This is a genomic window from Variovorax sp. Varisp46 (assembly GCF_059491885.1).
On sequence record NZ_CP168515.1, the window covers coordinates 2,256,658 to 2,271,745 of the forward strand.

A 15,088-nucleotide genomic window follows, 5' to 3' on the forward strand; every position below is an offset into this window, starting at 1 on the left:
GCCGCTGCCGAAGCGAATCAGCGCACCACGGCGATCTGCGTGCGCGCACCACCCTTGTAGGTGTACAGCGTCAGGGCGCCGTTCTTGATGTCGCCCTTTTCGTCGAAGGCGATCGGGCCGGTCACGCCCTTGTATTGTGTCTTGCCGACTTCAGGCAGGTACTTGGCCGGGTCGGACGAGCCGGCCTTGACCATGGCTTCGGCCAGCACGTTGACCGCGTCGTACACGTACGGCGCGTAGATCTGCACTTCGACGCCGTTCTTGGTCTTGAACTTGGCCTTGAAGTCTTCCAGCGGCTGCTTGAAGTCGCCGTCCACGCCACCGGCTTCAGCGCACACCACCATTTCTTCGCCAATCGCATCGCCAGCCAGCTTCGGCAGTTCGCCGGTGCACAGGCCGTCGCCGCCCATGAACTTGACGTTCAGGCCGAGCTGCTTGACTTGCTTGAGCATCGGGCCGCCGACGGCATCCATGCCGCCAAAGAACAGCACGTCGGGCTTGGCAGCCTTGAGCTTGGTCAGGATGGCGTTGAAGTCGGTCGACTTGTCGGTGGTGAACTCGTGGCCCACGATGGTGGCGCCAGCGGCCTTTGCCGACTTCTCGAACTCTTCGGCAACGCCTTGGCCATAGGCCGTGCGGTCGTCGATCACGGCGATGTTCTTGCCCTTGAGCGTTTCGACCGCGTACTTGCCCAGCGTGCCGCCGAGCTGCGTGTCGTCGGCCACCACGCGGAACGTGGTCTTGAAGCCTTGGCGCGTGTACTTCGGATTGGTGGCCGAAGGCGAGATCTGCGGAATGCCGGCGTCGCTGTAGAGCTTCGAAGCGGGAATGGTGGTGCCCGAGTTCAGGTGACCCACCACGCCGTTGACCTTCTCGTCGACCAGCTTCTGGGCGACAGCGGTGCCCTGCTTCGGATCGCCAGCGTCGTCTTCTGCGACCAGTTCGAACTTGGCGACCTTGTCGCCGATCTTGAGGCCCTTTGCATTCAGGTCTTCGATGGCCATCTTGGCGCCGAACTCGTTGTCCTTGCCGAGGTGGGCAATGGGACCGCTCGTGGGCGCAACGTGGCCGATCTTGACGAGCAGGGTTTCTCCGGCAGGTGCAGCAGCCGGGGCCGCAGCCGTTGGCGCGGGCGCCGCAGCGGGAGCAGCAGCTTCTTCCTTCTTGCCGCAAGCCACCAGCGTGAGTGCAGCCAGTGCGACCGCAGTCCATTTCAATTGCATGAGAACCTCCAGAACTTGGATGAAAAGAATAAAAAACCGGTCGTGTGATCCGGGCGCACAGACCTCGCAAGTTTCGCGCCGCGGACCAGCGGCACCCTCACGCCCTTCCGACCTGCGGCGCAGTTTAGCCGAGGATTCAGGCGCCGGAAGCTGGCGTAGACCCTGTGTTTTCGCTGAGTTCCGCGGCCATTGCCTCGATCACCAGCGCACGCAGAACAGCTTCGATTTCATTGCGCAAACGCGGCACCATCGCGTCGAGCTGATGCTGAACGGCAGCTGACACGGTGTCGCTCAAACGCTCTTCCAGAGACAGGTCGACGCGCTGCAACACGCGGTGCAGCAACTGCTCTTCGAGGCTGACGATTTCCGCCTGCGAAAGCTGCACGGCCGGCGGCAATGCCATGACGCTCGCCGGGTCGGGTTGGAGCGCGGCCGCGGCCTGCGGCTCGGGACTCGCGGGCTCCGCCGGAACCTCGAGCACCGTGGTCAGCGTGGGAACGAACCGGGGCGGTGTGCGCAGCGTGCTGGCCATGTCAGGAACTCTTTGCGAAATCGTGTGGCTGGATGGTGTAGCCACGATCGGCATAGTGGCGCCAGCGCGAACGGCCGACCTGGCGATCGTTGGCCTCGTCGCTCACGATGTCGATCATGCGTTCATAGCGCTCGAAGCCTGCAGGCACTTCGAGTCCGAGATTCACCAGCATTTCGCGGTGCGGCAGCGAGGCCGCGTCGGCCCCCTCCGCCGAAAGAACGACGGGCGAACGCGCGACCACATGGGCCGGCGCATCGCCGCGGCAGTGCGCGACGAAGTCCACCGGTGACAGCTGCCAGAGCGCGGCGTCCATGGCTTCGAGCGCAAGCGCATCGCCGACGACCACCACGCGCAGGCCGCGTGCATTCACGGCCTTGCGAACCAGCCGGCAGGCGTAGTTCAGCTTGTCGGGCGCGTTGTAGTGAAAGCCGATTTCCGTCACTTCGCCGACCTGGCCTTTTTGGCCGGAGCTGCGGGGGTTTTGGTTTTGCTGGCCTTGCCCGATCCGTCTCCGCCGCTTGCGCGGGTCGTCAGGTACGACACCAGCAGGCCCACCGGCCGGCCGGTCGAGCCCTTGACCGCACCGCTCTTCCAGGCGGTGCCCGCGATGTCCAGGTGCGCCCAGGCGAAGTCGCCGGCAAAGCGCTGCAGGAACTTGGCGGCGGTGATGGCGCCGCCGGCGCGGCCGGCAATGTTGGCCACGTCGGCAAAGTTGCTCTTGAGGCCTTCGGCATAGTCGTCGTCCAGTGGCAGGCGCCAGCAGCGGTCCTGCGAGGCCTCGCCGGCAGCTTCGATCGCTGCGGCCAGCGTTTCGTCGCTGGTGAACAGACCGCTGCGCACGCCGCCCAGGGCCACCACGCAGGCGCCCGTCAGGGTCGCTATGTCGATCACGGCCGCCGGATCGAAGCGCTTGGCGTAGGTCAATGCGTCGCAAAGGATGAGCCGGCCCTCGGCATCGGTGTTGAGCACCTCGATGGTCTGGCCGCTCATGCTCGTCACCACGTCGCCCGGCTTCACGGCGCGACCGTCGTTCATGTTCTCGCACGAGGGAATGAGGCCGACGACGTTGATGGCGGGCTGGAGGTCGCCGAGCGCGCGGAAGGTGCCGAGCACACTTGCCGCGCCGCACATGTCGAACTTCATTTCGTCCATTTCGGCCGCGGGCTTGAGCGAGACACCGCCGGTATCGAAGGTGATGCCCTTGCCGACAAGCACCACGGGCGCCTCGTCCTTGGGCGCACCGTGGTAGCGCAGCACGATGAAGCGCAGCGGCTCCGCCGAACCTTGAGCCACGGCCGCGAAGGCACCCATGCCGAGCTTCTCGACTTCTTTCGGGCCCAGCACTTCGCACTTGATGTTCGGCAGCTTGGCCAGCCCCTTGGCGACCTCGGCCAGCATCGTGGGCGTGGCATGGTTGGCCGGCCGGTTGCCCCATTCCTTGGCCAGTTCGATGCCCTGGACAGTGGCGCGGGCGGTGTCGAAGGCGCCGGTGACGACGGCGGCATCGGCCACGCCGACGATCAGCTGGCGGATGCTGCGGGGCTCGGCCTTCGACTTGGTGGTCGTATAGACATAGCTGGCGTCGGCCGCCGCCGTGACGGCGCTCGCTACCGCCGCGCCGTCGGCGGGCTGCGCAAACACGATGGCCACGCGCTTGGGCCCCTGGGCCTTGACCGCGTTGACCGCCGCGATCACCCCGCTGCGCACCGAGGCGGGCTTGCCGTCGCCGATGGCGGCGAGCACCACGCGGGACGCGACCACGTCTTCCGGACGGTAGAGCCCCAGCTGCTTGCCAGCCTTGTCGGGCAGGTCGCCGGCCTTGCGGGCACTGGCGGCGAGCACCGACAACGGGTCTTTGGAGGTGAGCGGAGCGCTGCCCACGAGCACGATGAGGACGTCGGATTTCTCGGCTGCAGCCTGGGCGACGGTGAGGGTCTTGAGTTGAAAGTCCATAATCCTTTTTTTCCTCGAACGATGTTATTCCATTCTTCCCTACGCAAGGAGCTGTCCCGCAGCTTCGGAGCAACCCTCGTGGTCCTGGTCACCATCGTGATGACCATGATGCTCATCCGCACCCTGGGGCTCGCGTCCAAGGGCAGTGTGAACCCGCAGGAGGTGTTCCTGGTGATGACTTACACGGTGCTCGGCTACATGCCGACCATCCTGAGCCTGAGCCTGTTCATCGCCATCGTCGGCACCCTCTCGCGCATGTACCGCGACAGCGAGATGGTGATCTGGTTTTCCAGTGGGCGCGGCCTGATCGACTTCGTCAAGCCGCTGTTCCGCTTCGCCTGGCCAGTGCTGATCCTGATCGCGGTGATGGCGCTGGTGGGCTGGCCGTGGGCCAATTCGCAGACCATCGGCATGCGCAAGCAATACGAACAGCGCAGCGACATCGAGCGCGTGGCGCCGGGTGAGTTCCGCGAATCCGCAGGCCGGGTGCGCGTGTTCTTCATCGACAAGGAGACTGCGGACAACTCCAAGGCCACCAACGTCTTCATCTGGTCGATCGAGCGCAACATGCAGATCACGACCTCGGCGCGCAGCGGCAGCATCGAGAACATCGGCAATTCGCGCTACCTTTTGCTCAACAACGGACAGCGGCTCGAGCAGCCCATTGCCCAGACCGGCCTGAAGATCAGCGAATTCAAGACCTACGGCACCCGGGCTGGCGGCAACAACGGCCTGACCAACGACGCAACGCCGCCGCGCGCGCGCAACACGCTGTCCCTTCTGACCGATCCGAGCGACCCGAGCCGCGGCGAGCTGGCCTGGCGCATCGGGATGCTGCTGACGGCCGTCAACTTCGTGCTGCTGGCGCTGAATGTGTCGAGCGCCAACCCGCGCGTCGGCCGCAGCGGCAACCTGCTGCTGGCGCTGTTCGCTTTCGTCGTCTACTACAACATGCTCAACCTGGGGCAGAGCTGGATCAGTTCAGGCAAATACAGCCTGGGTGGCTTCATGGTGCTGCTGCATGGCGGCGTGCTGCTGATCAACTTGGCATGGCTCGGCATACGCCAGAACAACTGGGGACGGCCTGGCAAGCCACGTCCGTCCGCCGCCGCGCTGCCTACACCCAAGATCGAACCCACGTGAAAACGATAAGACGCCTGATCTACGTGGAGGTGCTGAAGGCCGTGGCGTTCGTGACGCTCGGCTTTCTGAGCCTCTTTTTCTTCTTCGACTTCGTCGATGAACTGCAATCCATCGGCAAGCCGGACAGCCTCAACTACGGGCCGGCGCAGGCGCTGGTCTACGTGACGCTGCTGATTCCGAGCCACCTCTACGAACTGCTGCCGATCACGGTGCTGATCGGCTCCATCTTCGTGATGGCCCGGCTGGCGCAGAGCTCCGAATACACGATCCTGCGCACCAGCGGCCTGGGGCCCTGGCGTGCGCTGCGCACCCTGCTGCTGCTGGGCATCGGTTTCGTCATGCTGACCTTTGCCATCGGCGACTATGTCGCACCGGCGTCGGAGCGCACGGGCCAGCTGCTCAAGGCCAAATACCAGGGCGTCTATTCCCTGGCCGGCAACACGGGCGCCTGGCTCAAGGAAAAACGGGGCAATGTGTCGTTCGCAGTGAACGTGCTGTCGATCGACCGCAAGGGCACGCTGAAGAGCCCGCGCATCTTCGAGTTCGATGACAACGGCTACATCAGCACCCAGATCGTCGCGAGCTCGGCCCGCATCGACAACGGGCACTGGATGCTCACCGACGTCGAAGAGCAGAAGTACGACACGCGCAGCTCGGCCGACCAGGCCCGCATTGCCACGACCAAGATTCCGCAGCTGAACTGGCCCACCACGCTGACCGCCGAAATGGTGTCGGTCGCGCTCCTGCGCCCCGACCGCATGGGCACGATCGACCTGTTCGACTACATCCGCCACCTCGACGCCAACGGCCAGACCGCGCAGCGCTACGAGATCGAGTTCTGGCGCAAGGTGTTCTATCCGCTCTCGTGCCTGGTGATGGTGGTGCTCGCCCTGCCCTTCGCCTATCTGCACTTCCGCCAGGCCGGCATCACCACCTACGTGTTCGGCGGCGTGATGATCGGCATCAGCTTCTTCCTGCTGAACAACGTGTTCGGCTATCTCGGCAACCTGAGCAACTGGTCGCCATGGCTCACGGCGGCGGCGCCGGGAATGATCTATTCGGTGATGTCGTTGACGGCCTTCAGCTGGCTGGTGCTGCGACGATGACCCAGGGCATCGTTTTACTGGCGCACGGTTCGCGCGACGAACGCTGGCGCCAGCCCATCGAAGCCGTGGCCGAGCGCGTGTGCAGGAACGAGCCCCGCGCCCGCGTAGCCTGCGCCTACATGGAACTGGCAACGCCCGACCTGCCCACGGCGACAGCGGCGCTGATTGCCGGCGGCGCCACCGCCATCCGCGTGGTCCCGCTGTTCCTCGGCATGGGCAAGCACGCGCGCGAAGACCTGCCGCACCAGCTCGAGGCGCTGCGCCAGCGCTGGCCCGACGTTGGCTTCTCGCTCGCCCGCATCGTTGGCGAGGAGCCCGAACTGGTCGATCTCCTGGCCAGAATTGCGGTCAAATCCTGAACATCCGGCAATTTCGATAGATTCCGAAGGCATAATAAATTCCGTAATAAGACGGAATTTGATATGAATCTGCACCAGTTCAAGTTTGTTCAGGAAGCCGTGCGGCGCAACCTGAATCTCACGGAGGCGGCCAAGGCGCTCCACACCTCGCAGCCCGGCGTTTCCAAGGCCATCATCGAGCTCGAGGAAGAACTGGGCGTTGAAATCTTCGCGCGCCATGGCAAACGACTGAAGCGCGTGACCGAGCCGGGCCAGCACGTCATCGCCAGCATCGAACTCATCATGCGCGAGGTGGGCAACCTCAAGCGCATCGGCGAACAGTTCAGCGCGCAGGACAGCGGCACCCTCTCCATCGCCACCACCCACACCCAGGCGCGCTACGTACTGCCGGTGCCCGTGGCCAATCTGCGCGAGGCGTACCCCAAGGTCAACGTGAGCCTGCACCAGGGCTCGCCCGACCAGGTGGCGCGCATGGTGATCGACGAGATCGCCGAGATCGGCATCGCCACCGAATCGCTCGACGGCTACGCCGAGCTCGTGACGCTGCCCTGCTATGAATGGCAGCACGTGCTGGTGCTGCCCAAGGACCATCCACTGGCCGCCAAGGAGCGCATCTCGCTCGAAGACCTGGCGAGCGAGCCGATCATCACGTATCACCCGTCGTTCACCGGACGCACGCGCATCGACCATGCGTTCGCGCAGAAGAAGCTCACGCCGCGCATCGCGCTCGAAGCCATCGACTCCGACGTGATCAAGACCTACGTGCGCCTCGGGCTGGGCGTGGGCATCGTGGCCGAGATGGCCGTGCGCGACGAATCGAACGCCGACCTCGTGGTGCGCCCGATGGGCCACGTGTTCGGCCAGAATATCGCGCGGGTCGCGTTCAAGCGCAGCGCCTACCTGCGCAACTTCGTCTTCAAGTTCGCCGAACTGCTGTCCGACCGCCTCGACCGCAACCTGATCGCCAAGGCCCTGAGCGGCCATCAACAAGACTACGAACTATGAGCACAGCTCAATCCCCACGCACGCCCGACATCGCCACCAAGCTGCCGGCTGTAGGCACCACCATCTTCACCGTGATGTCGGCGCTGGCCGCCGAGAAGAATGCGGTCAACCTCGGCCAGGGCTTTCCGGATTTCAACTGCGATCCGAAGCTGCTCGAAGACGTGACGGCCGCCATGGCCGCGGGCCACAACCAGTACCCGCCGATGCCCGGCATTCCGGCGCTGCGCGACGCCATCGCCGCGAAGATCTCGGCGCTGTACGGCCACGGCTACAGCGCGGCCACCGAGATCACCGTCACCGCCGGCGCCACGCAGGCCATCATCACGGCCATCCTCGCCGTGGTGCGCCCGGGCGACGAGGTGATCGTGCTCGAGCCCTGCTACGACAGCTACGTGCCCAACATCGATCTGGCCGGCGGCAGCGTGGTGCGCGTGCCGCTCGTGCCCGGCACCTTCCGCCCCGACTTCGACAAGATCGCCGCCGCGCTCACGCCGCGCACGCGCGCCATCATCATCAACACGCCGCACAACCCGAGCGCCACGATCTGGACCGCCGCCGAGATGCGCCAGCTCGAGGAACTGCTCGCGCCGACCGACGTGTTCGTAATCAGCGACGAGGTCTACGAGCACATGGTCTACGACGGCGCGCGCCACGAAAGCGTGGCGCGCTTCCCGGGCCTGGCCGCGCGCAGCTTCATCGTCAGCAGCTTCGGCAAGACCTACCACGTCACCGGCTGGAAGGTCGGCTTCGTGGCTGCGCCGGCTCCGCTGATGGCCGAGTTCCGCAAGGTGCATCAGTTCAACGTGTTCACCGTGAACACGCCGATGCAGCACGCGCTCGCGCAGTACATGGCCGAGCCGAAGCCGTACCTCGAGCTGCCTGCCTTCTACCAGCGCAAGCGCGACCTGTTCGCCGCCGGCCTGGCCGAGAAGACGCGCTTCAAGCTGCTGCGCAGCGAAGGCAGCTATTTCCAGTGCGTCGACATCTCGGCGGTGAGCGACCTGTCCGAAGCCGAGTTCTGCCTGTGGCTCACGCGCGAGATCGGCGTGGCGGCAATCCCGCTGTCGGCCTTCTATGGCAACGGCTTCGACCAGCGCGTGGTGCGCTTCTGCTTCGCCAAGAAAGACGAGACGCTGCTCGCCGCGCTGGAGCGGCTCGCCAGGCTCTGAGGACGCCCCTTCCGTCGCTTGCAGATACACCGGGCAAAACGCCGACGCGCGCGGTAGGACTGTCCTGACCACCGAAGGGGTGGCTCTCCGGCGCCGCGCCACCGCGAGGATGACCAGCATCGGGGTTCGTTGAAACAACGTCCCAGGAGCAAACCATGTCCCTCTCGTTCATTCTGCTGATCGTCCTGATCCTGCTGCTGATCGGCGCGCTTCCAAGCTGGGGCTATAGCCGGTCCTGGGGCTACGGGCCCAGCGGTGGCCTCGGCCTCGTGCTTGTGATCGTTGTCATCCTCGTGCTCATGGGGCGCATATGACCGGGCGGCGGCACCTTGTGCCGCCTTCGGCGAAGAGCCCGCCCCTTTCGGCGGGCTTTTTCATGCCTGCAGCTGAGCCCACGCCTTGTCGAGCCGCTTCACGCTCACCGGCTGCGGCGTGCGCAACTCCTGTGCGAAGAAGCTCACGCGAAGCTCCTCGAGCAGCCAGCGGAATTCGAGCATGCGCTCATCCACCACGCCCTTGCGCTCCGCCACCAGGCGCCAGTAGCGCTGCTCCTGAGGCTTGAGCTCGGCGAGCTTCGCGGCGTCGCGCGCGGGGTCCGCGCGCAGCTTGTCGAGCCGCAGCACGATGGCCTTGAGGTAGCGCGCGAAGTGCTGCAACTGCGTCCACGGTGCATCGGCGATGAAACGCTTGCCGACGAGACGCTGCAGCTGCTGCGCGGCATCCTGCACGGCATCGGGCTGGATCTTCGTGTCCTTGATCTTGCGCGCGGCCGCCGCGTATTCGACGAGGATGGCCGACGCCAGCCGGCCCACCTCGTTCGCAATCAGCGTGAGGCGGCCGCGCCCCTCTTCCAGCCGGCGCTTGAACGCGAACTCGTCGGTCGGCAGCGGCTCCTGAAGGAAGGCGCGGTCGATCGCCACATCGATGATCTGCGTGCGCAACTCCTCGGAGGTGCCGAGCGGCATGAACGCGACCGACATCTTCTGCAGATCGGGGATGTTCTTCTCGAGGTACTTGAGTGCATCCTTCAGCTGCAGTGCGAACAGGCGGCGCAGGCCGGCCCGGTGCTTGGCGGCCGCCACGGCAGGCTCGTCGAACACCTCGATGGTCACGGCGTCCCCCTCGTCGCGCAGCGCCGGAAAACCGATCAGCGATTGCGAGCCGCGGCGCACTTCCATCAGTTCGGGCAGCTCGCCGAAAGTCCAGCCCGTGTAGCGCTGGCCGGCGGGTAGCGCGGCGGGTGGGGGCGCGTCGGCCGCCTTCGCGGGCGCCTTCGAGCCTTCGTCCGTCGCCGTCTTCTTCTCCGGCGACGCCTTCACATTCAGCCCCGCGAGCGCCTGGAACGCGCCGCGCGCCTGCGCACCGAGTTCGGCCTTCAGCGCACCAAGGTTGCGCCCCATGCCCAGCTGCCGCCCGTGCTCGTCGATCACGCGCAGGTTCATGAACAGGTGCGGCGGCAGCATGTCGAGCTTGAAGTCGGCGCGCTTCACGTCGATGCTGGTCATGTCGCGCACGCGCTTGAGCAGCACGTCGGTCAGCGAGCCCGTGCCGAACAGCTCGGGCGCCGATAGTTCTTCCGCCAGCTTCGAAGCCGACTCGGGCAGCGGCACCAGCCGCGAGCGCGGGCGCTGCGGCAGGCTCTTGAGCAGCGCCTGGATCTTGTCCTTGAGCATGCCCGTCACCAGCCACTCGCAGCGTTCCTCGCTCACCTGGTTGAGCACGAACAGCGGCACGCTGACGGTGAGGCCGTCCTTCGCGTCGCCGGGCTCGTGCAGGTAGGTCGCAGCACAATCGACGCCGCCCAGCCGCAGCGTGGCCGGAAAAGACTGCGTCGTGATGCCAGCCGCCTGGTGGCGCATCAGTTCATCGCGCGTCAGGAACAAGAGACGTGGCTGCTCCTTCGAGGCATGGCGGTACCAGTTCTCGAAGGTGATGCCGCTGGCCACGTCGGCGGGCAACTGCGCGTCGTAGAAGGCGAAGATCAGTTCGTCGTCGACCAGCACGTCCTGCCGGCGCGACTTGTGCTCCAGCCCTTCGACCTCGCGCACCAGCTTGCGGTTGGCCGTGAGGAACGGGAACTTGCTCTCCCATTGCCCACCGACCAACGCCTCGCGGATGAAGATTTCGCGCGCCGCGACCGGATCGACCTTGGTGAAGTCGACGCGCCGCCCGCTGTATACGACAAGCCCGTACAACGTCGCGCGCTCCAGCGCCGACACCTGCGCGCCCTTCTTCTCCCAGTGCGGGTCGAGCAATTGCTTCTTCAGCAGATGCCCCGCCACCTGTTCGAGCCACTGTGGCTCGATGTTGGCGATGCCGCGCCCGAAGAGCCGCGTGGTCTCGACCAGTTCGGCCGCAACGATCCAGCGGCCGGGCTTCTTCTTCAGATGCGCACCCGGGTGCTTGTAGAACTTGATGCCGCGCGCGCCGAGATACGCCTCGTCATCTTCGAGCTTCCAGCCAATGTTGCCGAGCAGGCCCGCGAGCATCGACAGGTGCAGCGGCTCATAGCCAGCGGGCTCGGCGTTGAGGCGCCACTTGTGCTCGGTCACGACTGTGAGCAGCTGCGAGTGGATGTCGCGCCACTCGCGCACACGGCGGATGTTGATGAAGTTCTGGCGCAGCAGCTGCTCGTACTGGCGGTTGCTGAGCTTGTGCGTGTCTCCGTGGCCGCCGCGCGCGTCGGCGATCCACTTCCACAACCGCAGGTAGCCGCTGAACTCGCTCTTCTCGTCGTCGAATTTCGAATGCGCCTGGTCGGCCTGCTGCTGTGCGTCCATCGGGCGGTCGCGCACGTCCTGCACGCTGAGGGCCGAGGCGATGACCAGGACTTCTTCGAGCGCGCCGCGCGATCGGGCTTCCAGGATCATCCGGCCGACGCGCGGGTCGAGCGGCAGCCGCGACAGCTCGGCACCGGTTTGCGTCAGTTCGTTGGCGTCGTCGACCGCGCCGAGTTCGTTGAGCAGTTGGTAGCCATCGGCAATCGCGCGCGGCGATGGTGCCTCGAGGAACGGAAAGCGCGCCACGTCGCCCAGCCGCAGCGACTTCATTCGCAGGATCACGCCCGCGAGCGAGGAACGCAGGATTTCCGGATCGGTGAAGCGCGCCCTGCCTTCGAAATCCTTTTCGTCGTAGAGCCGGATGCAGATGCCGTTCGCCACCCGCCCGCACCGGCCCGCTCGCTGGTTGGCCGCGGCCTGGCTGATCGGCTCGACCAGCAACTGCTCAACCTTGCTGCGGAAGCTGTAGCGCTTGACGCGCGCCGTGCCGGTGTCGATCACGTAGCGGATGCCCGGCACGGTGAGCGAGGTCTCGGCCACGTTGGTGGCCAGCACGATGCGCCGGCCCGTGTGGCCGTCGAATATGCGGTCCTGCTCGGGACCCGACAGGCGCGCGAACAGCGGCAGCACCTCGGCGTTGCGCAGCAGCGGCTGGTGGCTCAGGTGGCGGCGCAGGTGGTCGGCCGCTTCACGGATCTCGCGCTCGCCGGGCAGGAAAACGAGGATGTCGCCGGCGTTGTGCGGGTCGCGCCAGAGTTCGTCGACACCATCGGCGATCGCATCGTTCAGGTCGTGCTCGCGCGACTCCTCGAACGGGCGGTAGCGCTGCTCCACCGGGAAAGTACGGCCGGAGACATAAATGATCGGCGCCGGCCCGTTCCTGGACGCGAAGTGCTGCGCGAAGCGGTCGGCATCGATGGTGGCCGAGGTGACGATCACCTTCAGGTCGGGCCGGCGCGGAAGAATCTCGCGCAGGTAGCCCAGCAGGAAGTCGATGTTCAGCGAGCGCTCGTGGGCCTCGTCGATGATCAGCGTGTCGTAGGCCTTCAGCAGCGGGTCGGTCTGCGTCTCGGCCAGCAGGATGCCGTCGGTCATCAGCTTGACCGAGGCGTCGCGGCTCAACCGGTCCTGAAAGCGCACCTTGAAGCCGACCACGTCGCCCAGCGGCGTCTTCAACTCTTCGGCGATGCGCTTGGCGACCGAGCTCGCAGCAATGCGGCGCGGCTGCGTGTGGCCGATGAGCCGGCCCTTGCCTGGCTCGGCGTTGAGCTTGCCTCGACCCAGCGCCAACGCGATCTTGGGCAGCTGCGTGGTCTTGCCCGAGCCCGTTTCGCCGCAGACGATAACGACCTGGTGCGCCGAGATGGCGGCCATGATTTCGTCGCGCCTGCCCGAGACAGGGAGCGATTCGGGAAATTCGATGCGAAGAGGTGTCGTGGTCGTCAAGGGAAGGCAGTCGTCGGGCTGGCGCGGCGGGCAAACCGTCGATTATCGGTGCGCACGGCGGTTGTTGCAGGGCACCCACAGTGCGCCACTCCATGGCAACACGTCGTGTAAATAGTCTTTACTCGACCATACCCTCTCGCTACGATCGCGTCCATGTCCTGCCTTGCCCCCACCACCTTGCGCCGTCGCTGCGCAAGCCGTGCGCCCACCGCGCATGGACGGGCCAAGTTGCCTCGCCCGGCCTGAAGCCGCGCTCCCGCGCGCTTCGAGCACAGAAGCGCCGCAACCGCTCCCACAGCGTCTGACTGCCGACTCCTTCGTGCGAAGGAGCGGCCGCTTTTCCGTACCTGTTCGATAAAAAAGAAAAACACCATGTCCAAAGACATCCATTCCCGCCTGCACGCCGAGCTGTCCGAACGCACGCGCCATCTGCAGACCGTCGCCGAGGCGCTGAAGGCCGAACTCTTCGGCATCGATGACATCATCGACCGCGTGATCGATTCGCTGCGCGCCTGGTACGTGCTGCCGCAGCTCATCAGCCGCCCCGTGGTCATCTGCCTCTGGGGCTTGACCGGCACCGGCAAGACACAGCTCGTGCGCCGCCTGGCCCAGCACCTGGGCTTCTACGACCGCTTCATCGAAGTGCAGATGGACGGCTTCAGCCACGGCTCGGGCTATCACAGCCGCGGCTCCATCTCGGCCATGCTGGCCGAATCGGGCATTGCCGAAAGCACGCCCGGCATCCTGGTGCTCGACGAGTTCCAGCGCTTCCGCACCGTCGATGGCAACGGCAACGAGGCCAAGGTCGAGCGCTACCAGGATGTGTGGGCGCTGCTGTCCGACGGCCGCCTGCCGCCCGCGCTGTCGATGCTGGGCGAGATCGAATCGTCGCTCGCGCAGGCCGAGTACGTGCAGGACCGCGACGGCCCGGCCGACAGGAAGAAGGACGACAAGAAGCGCAAGCTGCACCTCTCGCCCTGGGAGGCGCGCGAAGTGAAGCGCTGCCTGAAGCTCTCCGAGACCCTGCTGCAGATCATGGCCTGGAAGCCCGCCGAGGTGCACGCGCGCCTGCGCGCCTTCCGCGACGCGCAGCAAGACTGGGAGACCGACTACAGCAAGCTGCTGGTGTTCGTCTCGGGCAATCTCGACGAGATGTACGCCGAGACGGCCCGCCGCGTCGAGGACTGCGACACCGACGCCGACATCTTCCACACACTGACGAAGAAGCTCTCCGTCATCGACGTGAAGAAGGCGCTGGCCGAGCGTTTCCGCCCCGAGCAGATCGCGCGCCTGGGCAACAACCACGTGATCTACCCGTCGTTCAACCGTGCGACCTACGTGCGCCTGATCCTGTCGATCTGCGACCGCTACGTGGGCGAGATCCAGGAGAGCTCCGGCGTGCGCTTCGTGCTCGACGCGAGCGTGTACGAGCAGATCTACCTCAACGCCGTGTTCCCGGCGCAGGGCACGCGCCCGCTGTTCTCTTCGATCCACGCGATCCTGAGCGCCACGCTGGTCAATGCCGCGCTGTGGGCGCTGGAGCAAGGCGCCGACGGCGGCGAGCCGGTGTGGCTCACGCTGGATGCGGGCGCCTCCTGCATCCAGGCCAAGTACCGCAAGGTGCGCCGCCAGTTCCCGGTGTCGCTGGAGCTGAACCGCCTCAAGCAGCGTTCGAGCGAGGACTTCCGCGCCCTGCTCGCCGTGCACGAGGCCGGCCACGGCGTGGCCTACGGCCTGCTGTTCGGCCGCGCGCCGCAGGAGATCAAGATCAACGTGGCCTCGTTCGAGGGCGGCTACAACAGCTACGAGCAGCGCAAGGCCTGGTCGAAGGAGAACCTGCGCGACCGCATCTGCGTGAGCCTCGCGGGCCGTGCCGCCGAGCAGCTGGTGTTCGGCGAGCAGGCCTGCACCTCCGGCGCCGTGCAGGACTTCATGCAGGCTACCGCCTGCGCGGCACAGTACGTGCGCCACTTCGCCTTCGGCACGCGCCTGAGCCGCACCGACGTGGCGAACGACCCGGAGGACAACCGCAATACCGACGTCGATGCCACCAACCCCGAGATCGAGGCCCTGCTCGCGCAGGAGCATGCGCGCGCCCTCGCGCTGCTCGACGCGCACACGCCGGCGCTGGTGGCGGTGGTCGACGCGCTGATGCGCGAGGGTTCCATCGCGCCGGCCGAACTGGCGGCAATGCTCGGCCTGCCAACCGCTCGCACCGGAGAGCCGACCGACGCCTATGCGGCGCTGCTGGCGAGCTTCCGCGCCCGCCATGCCGACCTGCTGCCCCCGGCGCAACCAGAGGCCGCCGCGGCAGCCGTCCCCGCCAGCGCGGCCCGCGTGCTGCGGGCGATCGCCTGAATCGCCCGAGTCAG

Annotated in this window: 12 protein-coding genes; 7 read left to right on the plus strand and 5 right to left on the minus strand. The window is 66.1% G+C overall.

Annotation, left to right across the window (positions count from 1 at the left end):
* Positions 1-17: 17 nt before the first annotated feature.
* The 4 genes from ACEN9N_RS10640 to ACEN9N_RS10655 form a co-directional block, all read right to left on the minus strand.
* Complete coding sequence (locus ACEN9N_RS10640) at positions 18-1,223, minus strand: branched-chain amino acid ABC transporter substrate-binding protein (RefSeq protein ID WP_007832287.1); 1,206 nt, start codon at positions 1,221-1,223, stop codon at positions 18-20.
* A 136-nt stretch (positions 1,224-1,359) separates the two neighbouring features.
* On the minus strand, positions 1,360-1,755 hold the full coding sequence (locus ACEN9N_RS10645) for a hypothetical protein (RefSeq protein WP_007832288.1): 396 nt from the start codon (positions 1,753-1,755) through the stop codon (positions 1,360-1,362).
* A 1-nt stretch (position 1,756) separates the two neighbouring features.
* Entirely contained in the window at positions 1,757-2,197 is a 441-nt protein-coding gene (locus tag ACEN9N_RS10650) for a DNA polymerase III subunit chi (protein WP_413311677.1), read from the minus strand.
* Positions 2,194-3,708 (minus strand): leucyl aminopeptidase, encoded by a 1,515-nt coding sequence (locus ACEN9N_RS10655; protein ID WP_495656039.1) that lies wholly within the window; start codon positions 3,706-3,708, stop codon positions 2,194-2,196. The genes ACEN9N_RS10650 and ACEN9N_RS10655 overlap by 4 nt, the downstream gene beginning before the upstream one ends.
* Positions 3,709-3,729: 21 nt before the next feature.
* Between ACEN9N_RS10655 and lptF the strand changes: the two genes are divergently transcribed.
* From lptF to ACEN9N_RS10685, 6 genes are all read left to right on the plus strand, one after another.
* Positions 3,730-4,851, plus strand: coding sequence for an LPS export ABC transporter permease LptF (lptF, locus tag ACEN9N_RS10660; RefSeq protein WP_007832293.1), 1,122 nt, complete (start codon positions 3,730-3,732; stop codon positions 4,849-4,851).
* Positions 4,848-5,957: an LPS export ABC transporter permease LptG gene (gene lptG, locus ACEN9N_RS10665; RefSeq protein ID WP_007832294.1), complete on the plus strand. Its 1,110-nt coding sequence runs from the start codon at positions 4,848-4,850 to the stop codon at positions 5,955-5,957. Before lptF ends, lptG begins: the two co-directional genes overlap by 4 nt.
* On the plus strand, positions 5,954-6,316 hold the full coding sequence (locus tag ACEN9N_RS10670; RefSeq protein WP_007832296.1) for a sirohydrochlorin chelatase: 363 nt from the start codon (positions 5,954-5,956) through the stop codon (positions 6,314-6,316). Before lptG ends, ACEN9N_RS10670 begins: the two co-directional genes overlap by 4 nt.
* 63 nt (positions 6,317-6,379) lie before the next feature.
* Entirely contained in the window at positions 6,380-7,321 is a 942-nt protein-coding gene (locus tag ACEN9N_RS10675) for a CysB family HTH-type transcriptional regulator (protein WP_007832298.1), read from the plus strand.
* Positions 7,318-8,490, plus strand: coding sequence for a pyridoxal phosphate-dependent aminotransferase (locus ACEN9N_RS10680; protein ID WP_495656040.1), 1,173 nt, complete (start codon positions 7,318-7,320; stop codon positions 8,488-8,490). Before ACEN9N_RS10675 ends, ACEN9N_RS10680 begins: the two co-directional genes overlap by 4 nt.
* Positions 8,491-8,645: 155 nt before the next feature.
* Positions 8,646-8,804 (plus strand): DUF3309 family protein, encoded by a 159-nt coding sequence (locus tag ACEN9N_RS10685; protein WP_082572211.1) that lies wholly within the window; start codon positions 8,646-8,648, stop codon positions 8,802-8,804.
* Between the two features lie 60 nt (positions 8,805-8,864).
* On the opposite strand, the gene hrpA is transcribed toward ACEN9N_RS10685, so the two are convergent.
* On the minus strand, positions 8,865-12,644 hold the full coding sequence (gene hrpA, locus ACEN9N_RS10690; RefSeq protein WP_495656371.1) for an ATP-dependent RNA helicase HrpA: 3,780 nt from the start codon (positions 12,642-12,644) through the stop codon (positions 8,865-8,867).
* A 444-nt stretch (positions 12,645-13,088) separates the two neighbouring features.
* On the opposite strand from hrpA, the gene ACEN9N_RS10695 reads away from it, so the two are divergent.
* Positions 13,089-15,074: an AAA family ATPase gene (locus ACEN9N_RS10695; protein ID WP_495656041.1), complete on the plus strand. Its 1,986-nt coding sequence runs from the start codon at positions 13,089-13,091 to the stop codon at positions 15,072-15,074.
* Positions 15,075-15,088: the final 14 nt, after the last annotated feature.

Coding starts and splice junctions, on each gene's coding strand:
- ACEN9N_RS10655 (WP_495656039.1), bottom strand. CDS start 3,708: ATGGACTTTCAACTCAAGACCCTCACCGTCGCCCAGGCTGCAGCCGAG.
- ACEN9N_RS10670 (WP_007832296.1), top strand. CDS start 5,954: ATGACCCAGGGCATCGTTTTACTGGCGCACGGTTCGCGCGACGAACGC.
- ACEN9N_RS10685 (WP_082572211.1), top strand. CDS start 8,646: ATGTCCCTCTCGTTCATTCTGCTGATCGTCCTGATCCTGCTGCTGATC.
- ACEN9N_RS10645 (WP_007832288.1), bottom strand. CDS start 1,755: ATGGCCAGCACGCTGCGCACACCGCCCCGGTTCGTTCCCACGCTGACC.
- hrpA (WP_495656371.1), bottom strand. CDS start 12,644: ATGGCCGCCATCTCGGCGCACCAGGTCGTTATCGTCTGCGGCGAAACG.
- ACEN9N_RS10640 (WP_007832287.1), bottom strand. CDS start 1,223: ATGCAATTGAAATGGACTGCGGTCGCACTGGCTGCACTCACGCTGGTG.
- lptF (WP_007832293.1), top strand. CDS start 3,730: ATGTTATTCCATTCTTCCCTACGCAAGGAGCTGTCCCGCAGCTTCGGA.
- ACEN9N_RS10695 (WP_495656041.1), top strand. CDS start 13,089: ATGTCCAAAGACATCCATTCCCGCCTGCACGCCGAGCTGTCCGAACGC.
- ACEN9N_RS10680 (WP_495656040.1), top strand. CDS start 7,318: ATGAGCACAGCTCAATCCCCACGCACGCCCGACATCGCCACCAAGCTG.
- ACEN9N_RS10675 (WP_007832298.1), top strand. CDS start 6,380: ATGAATCTGCACCAGTTCAAGTTTGTTCAGGAAGCCGTGCGGCGCAAC.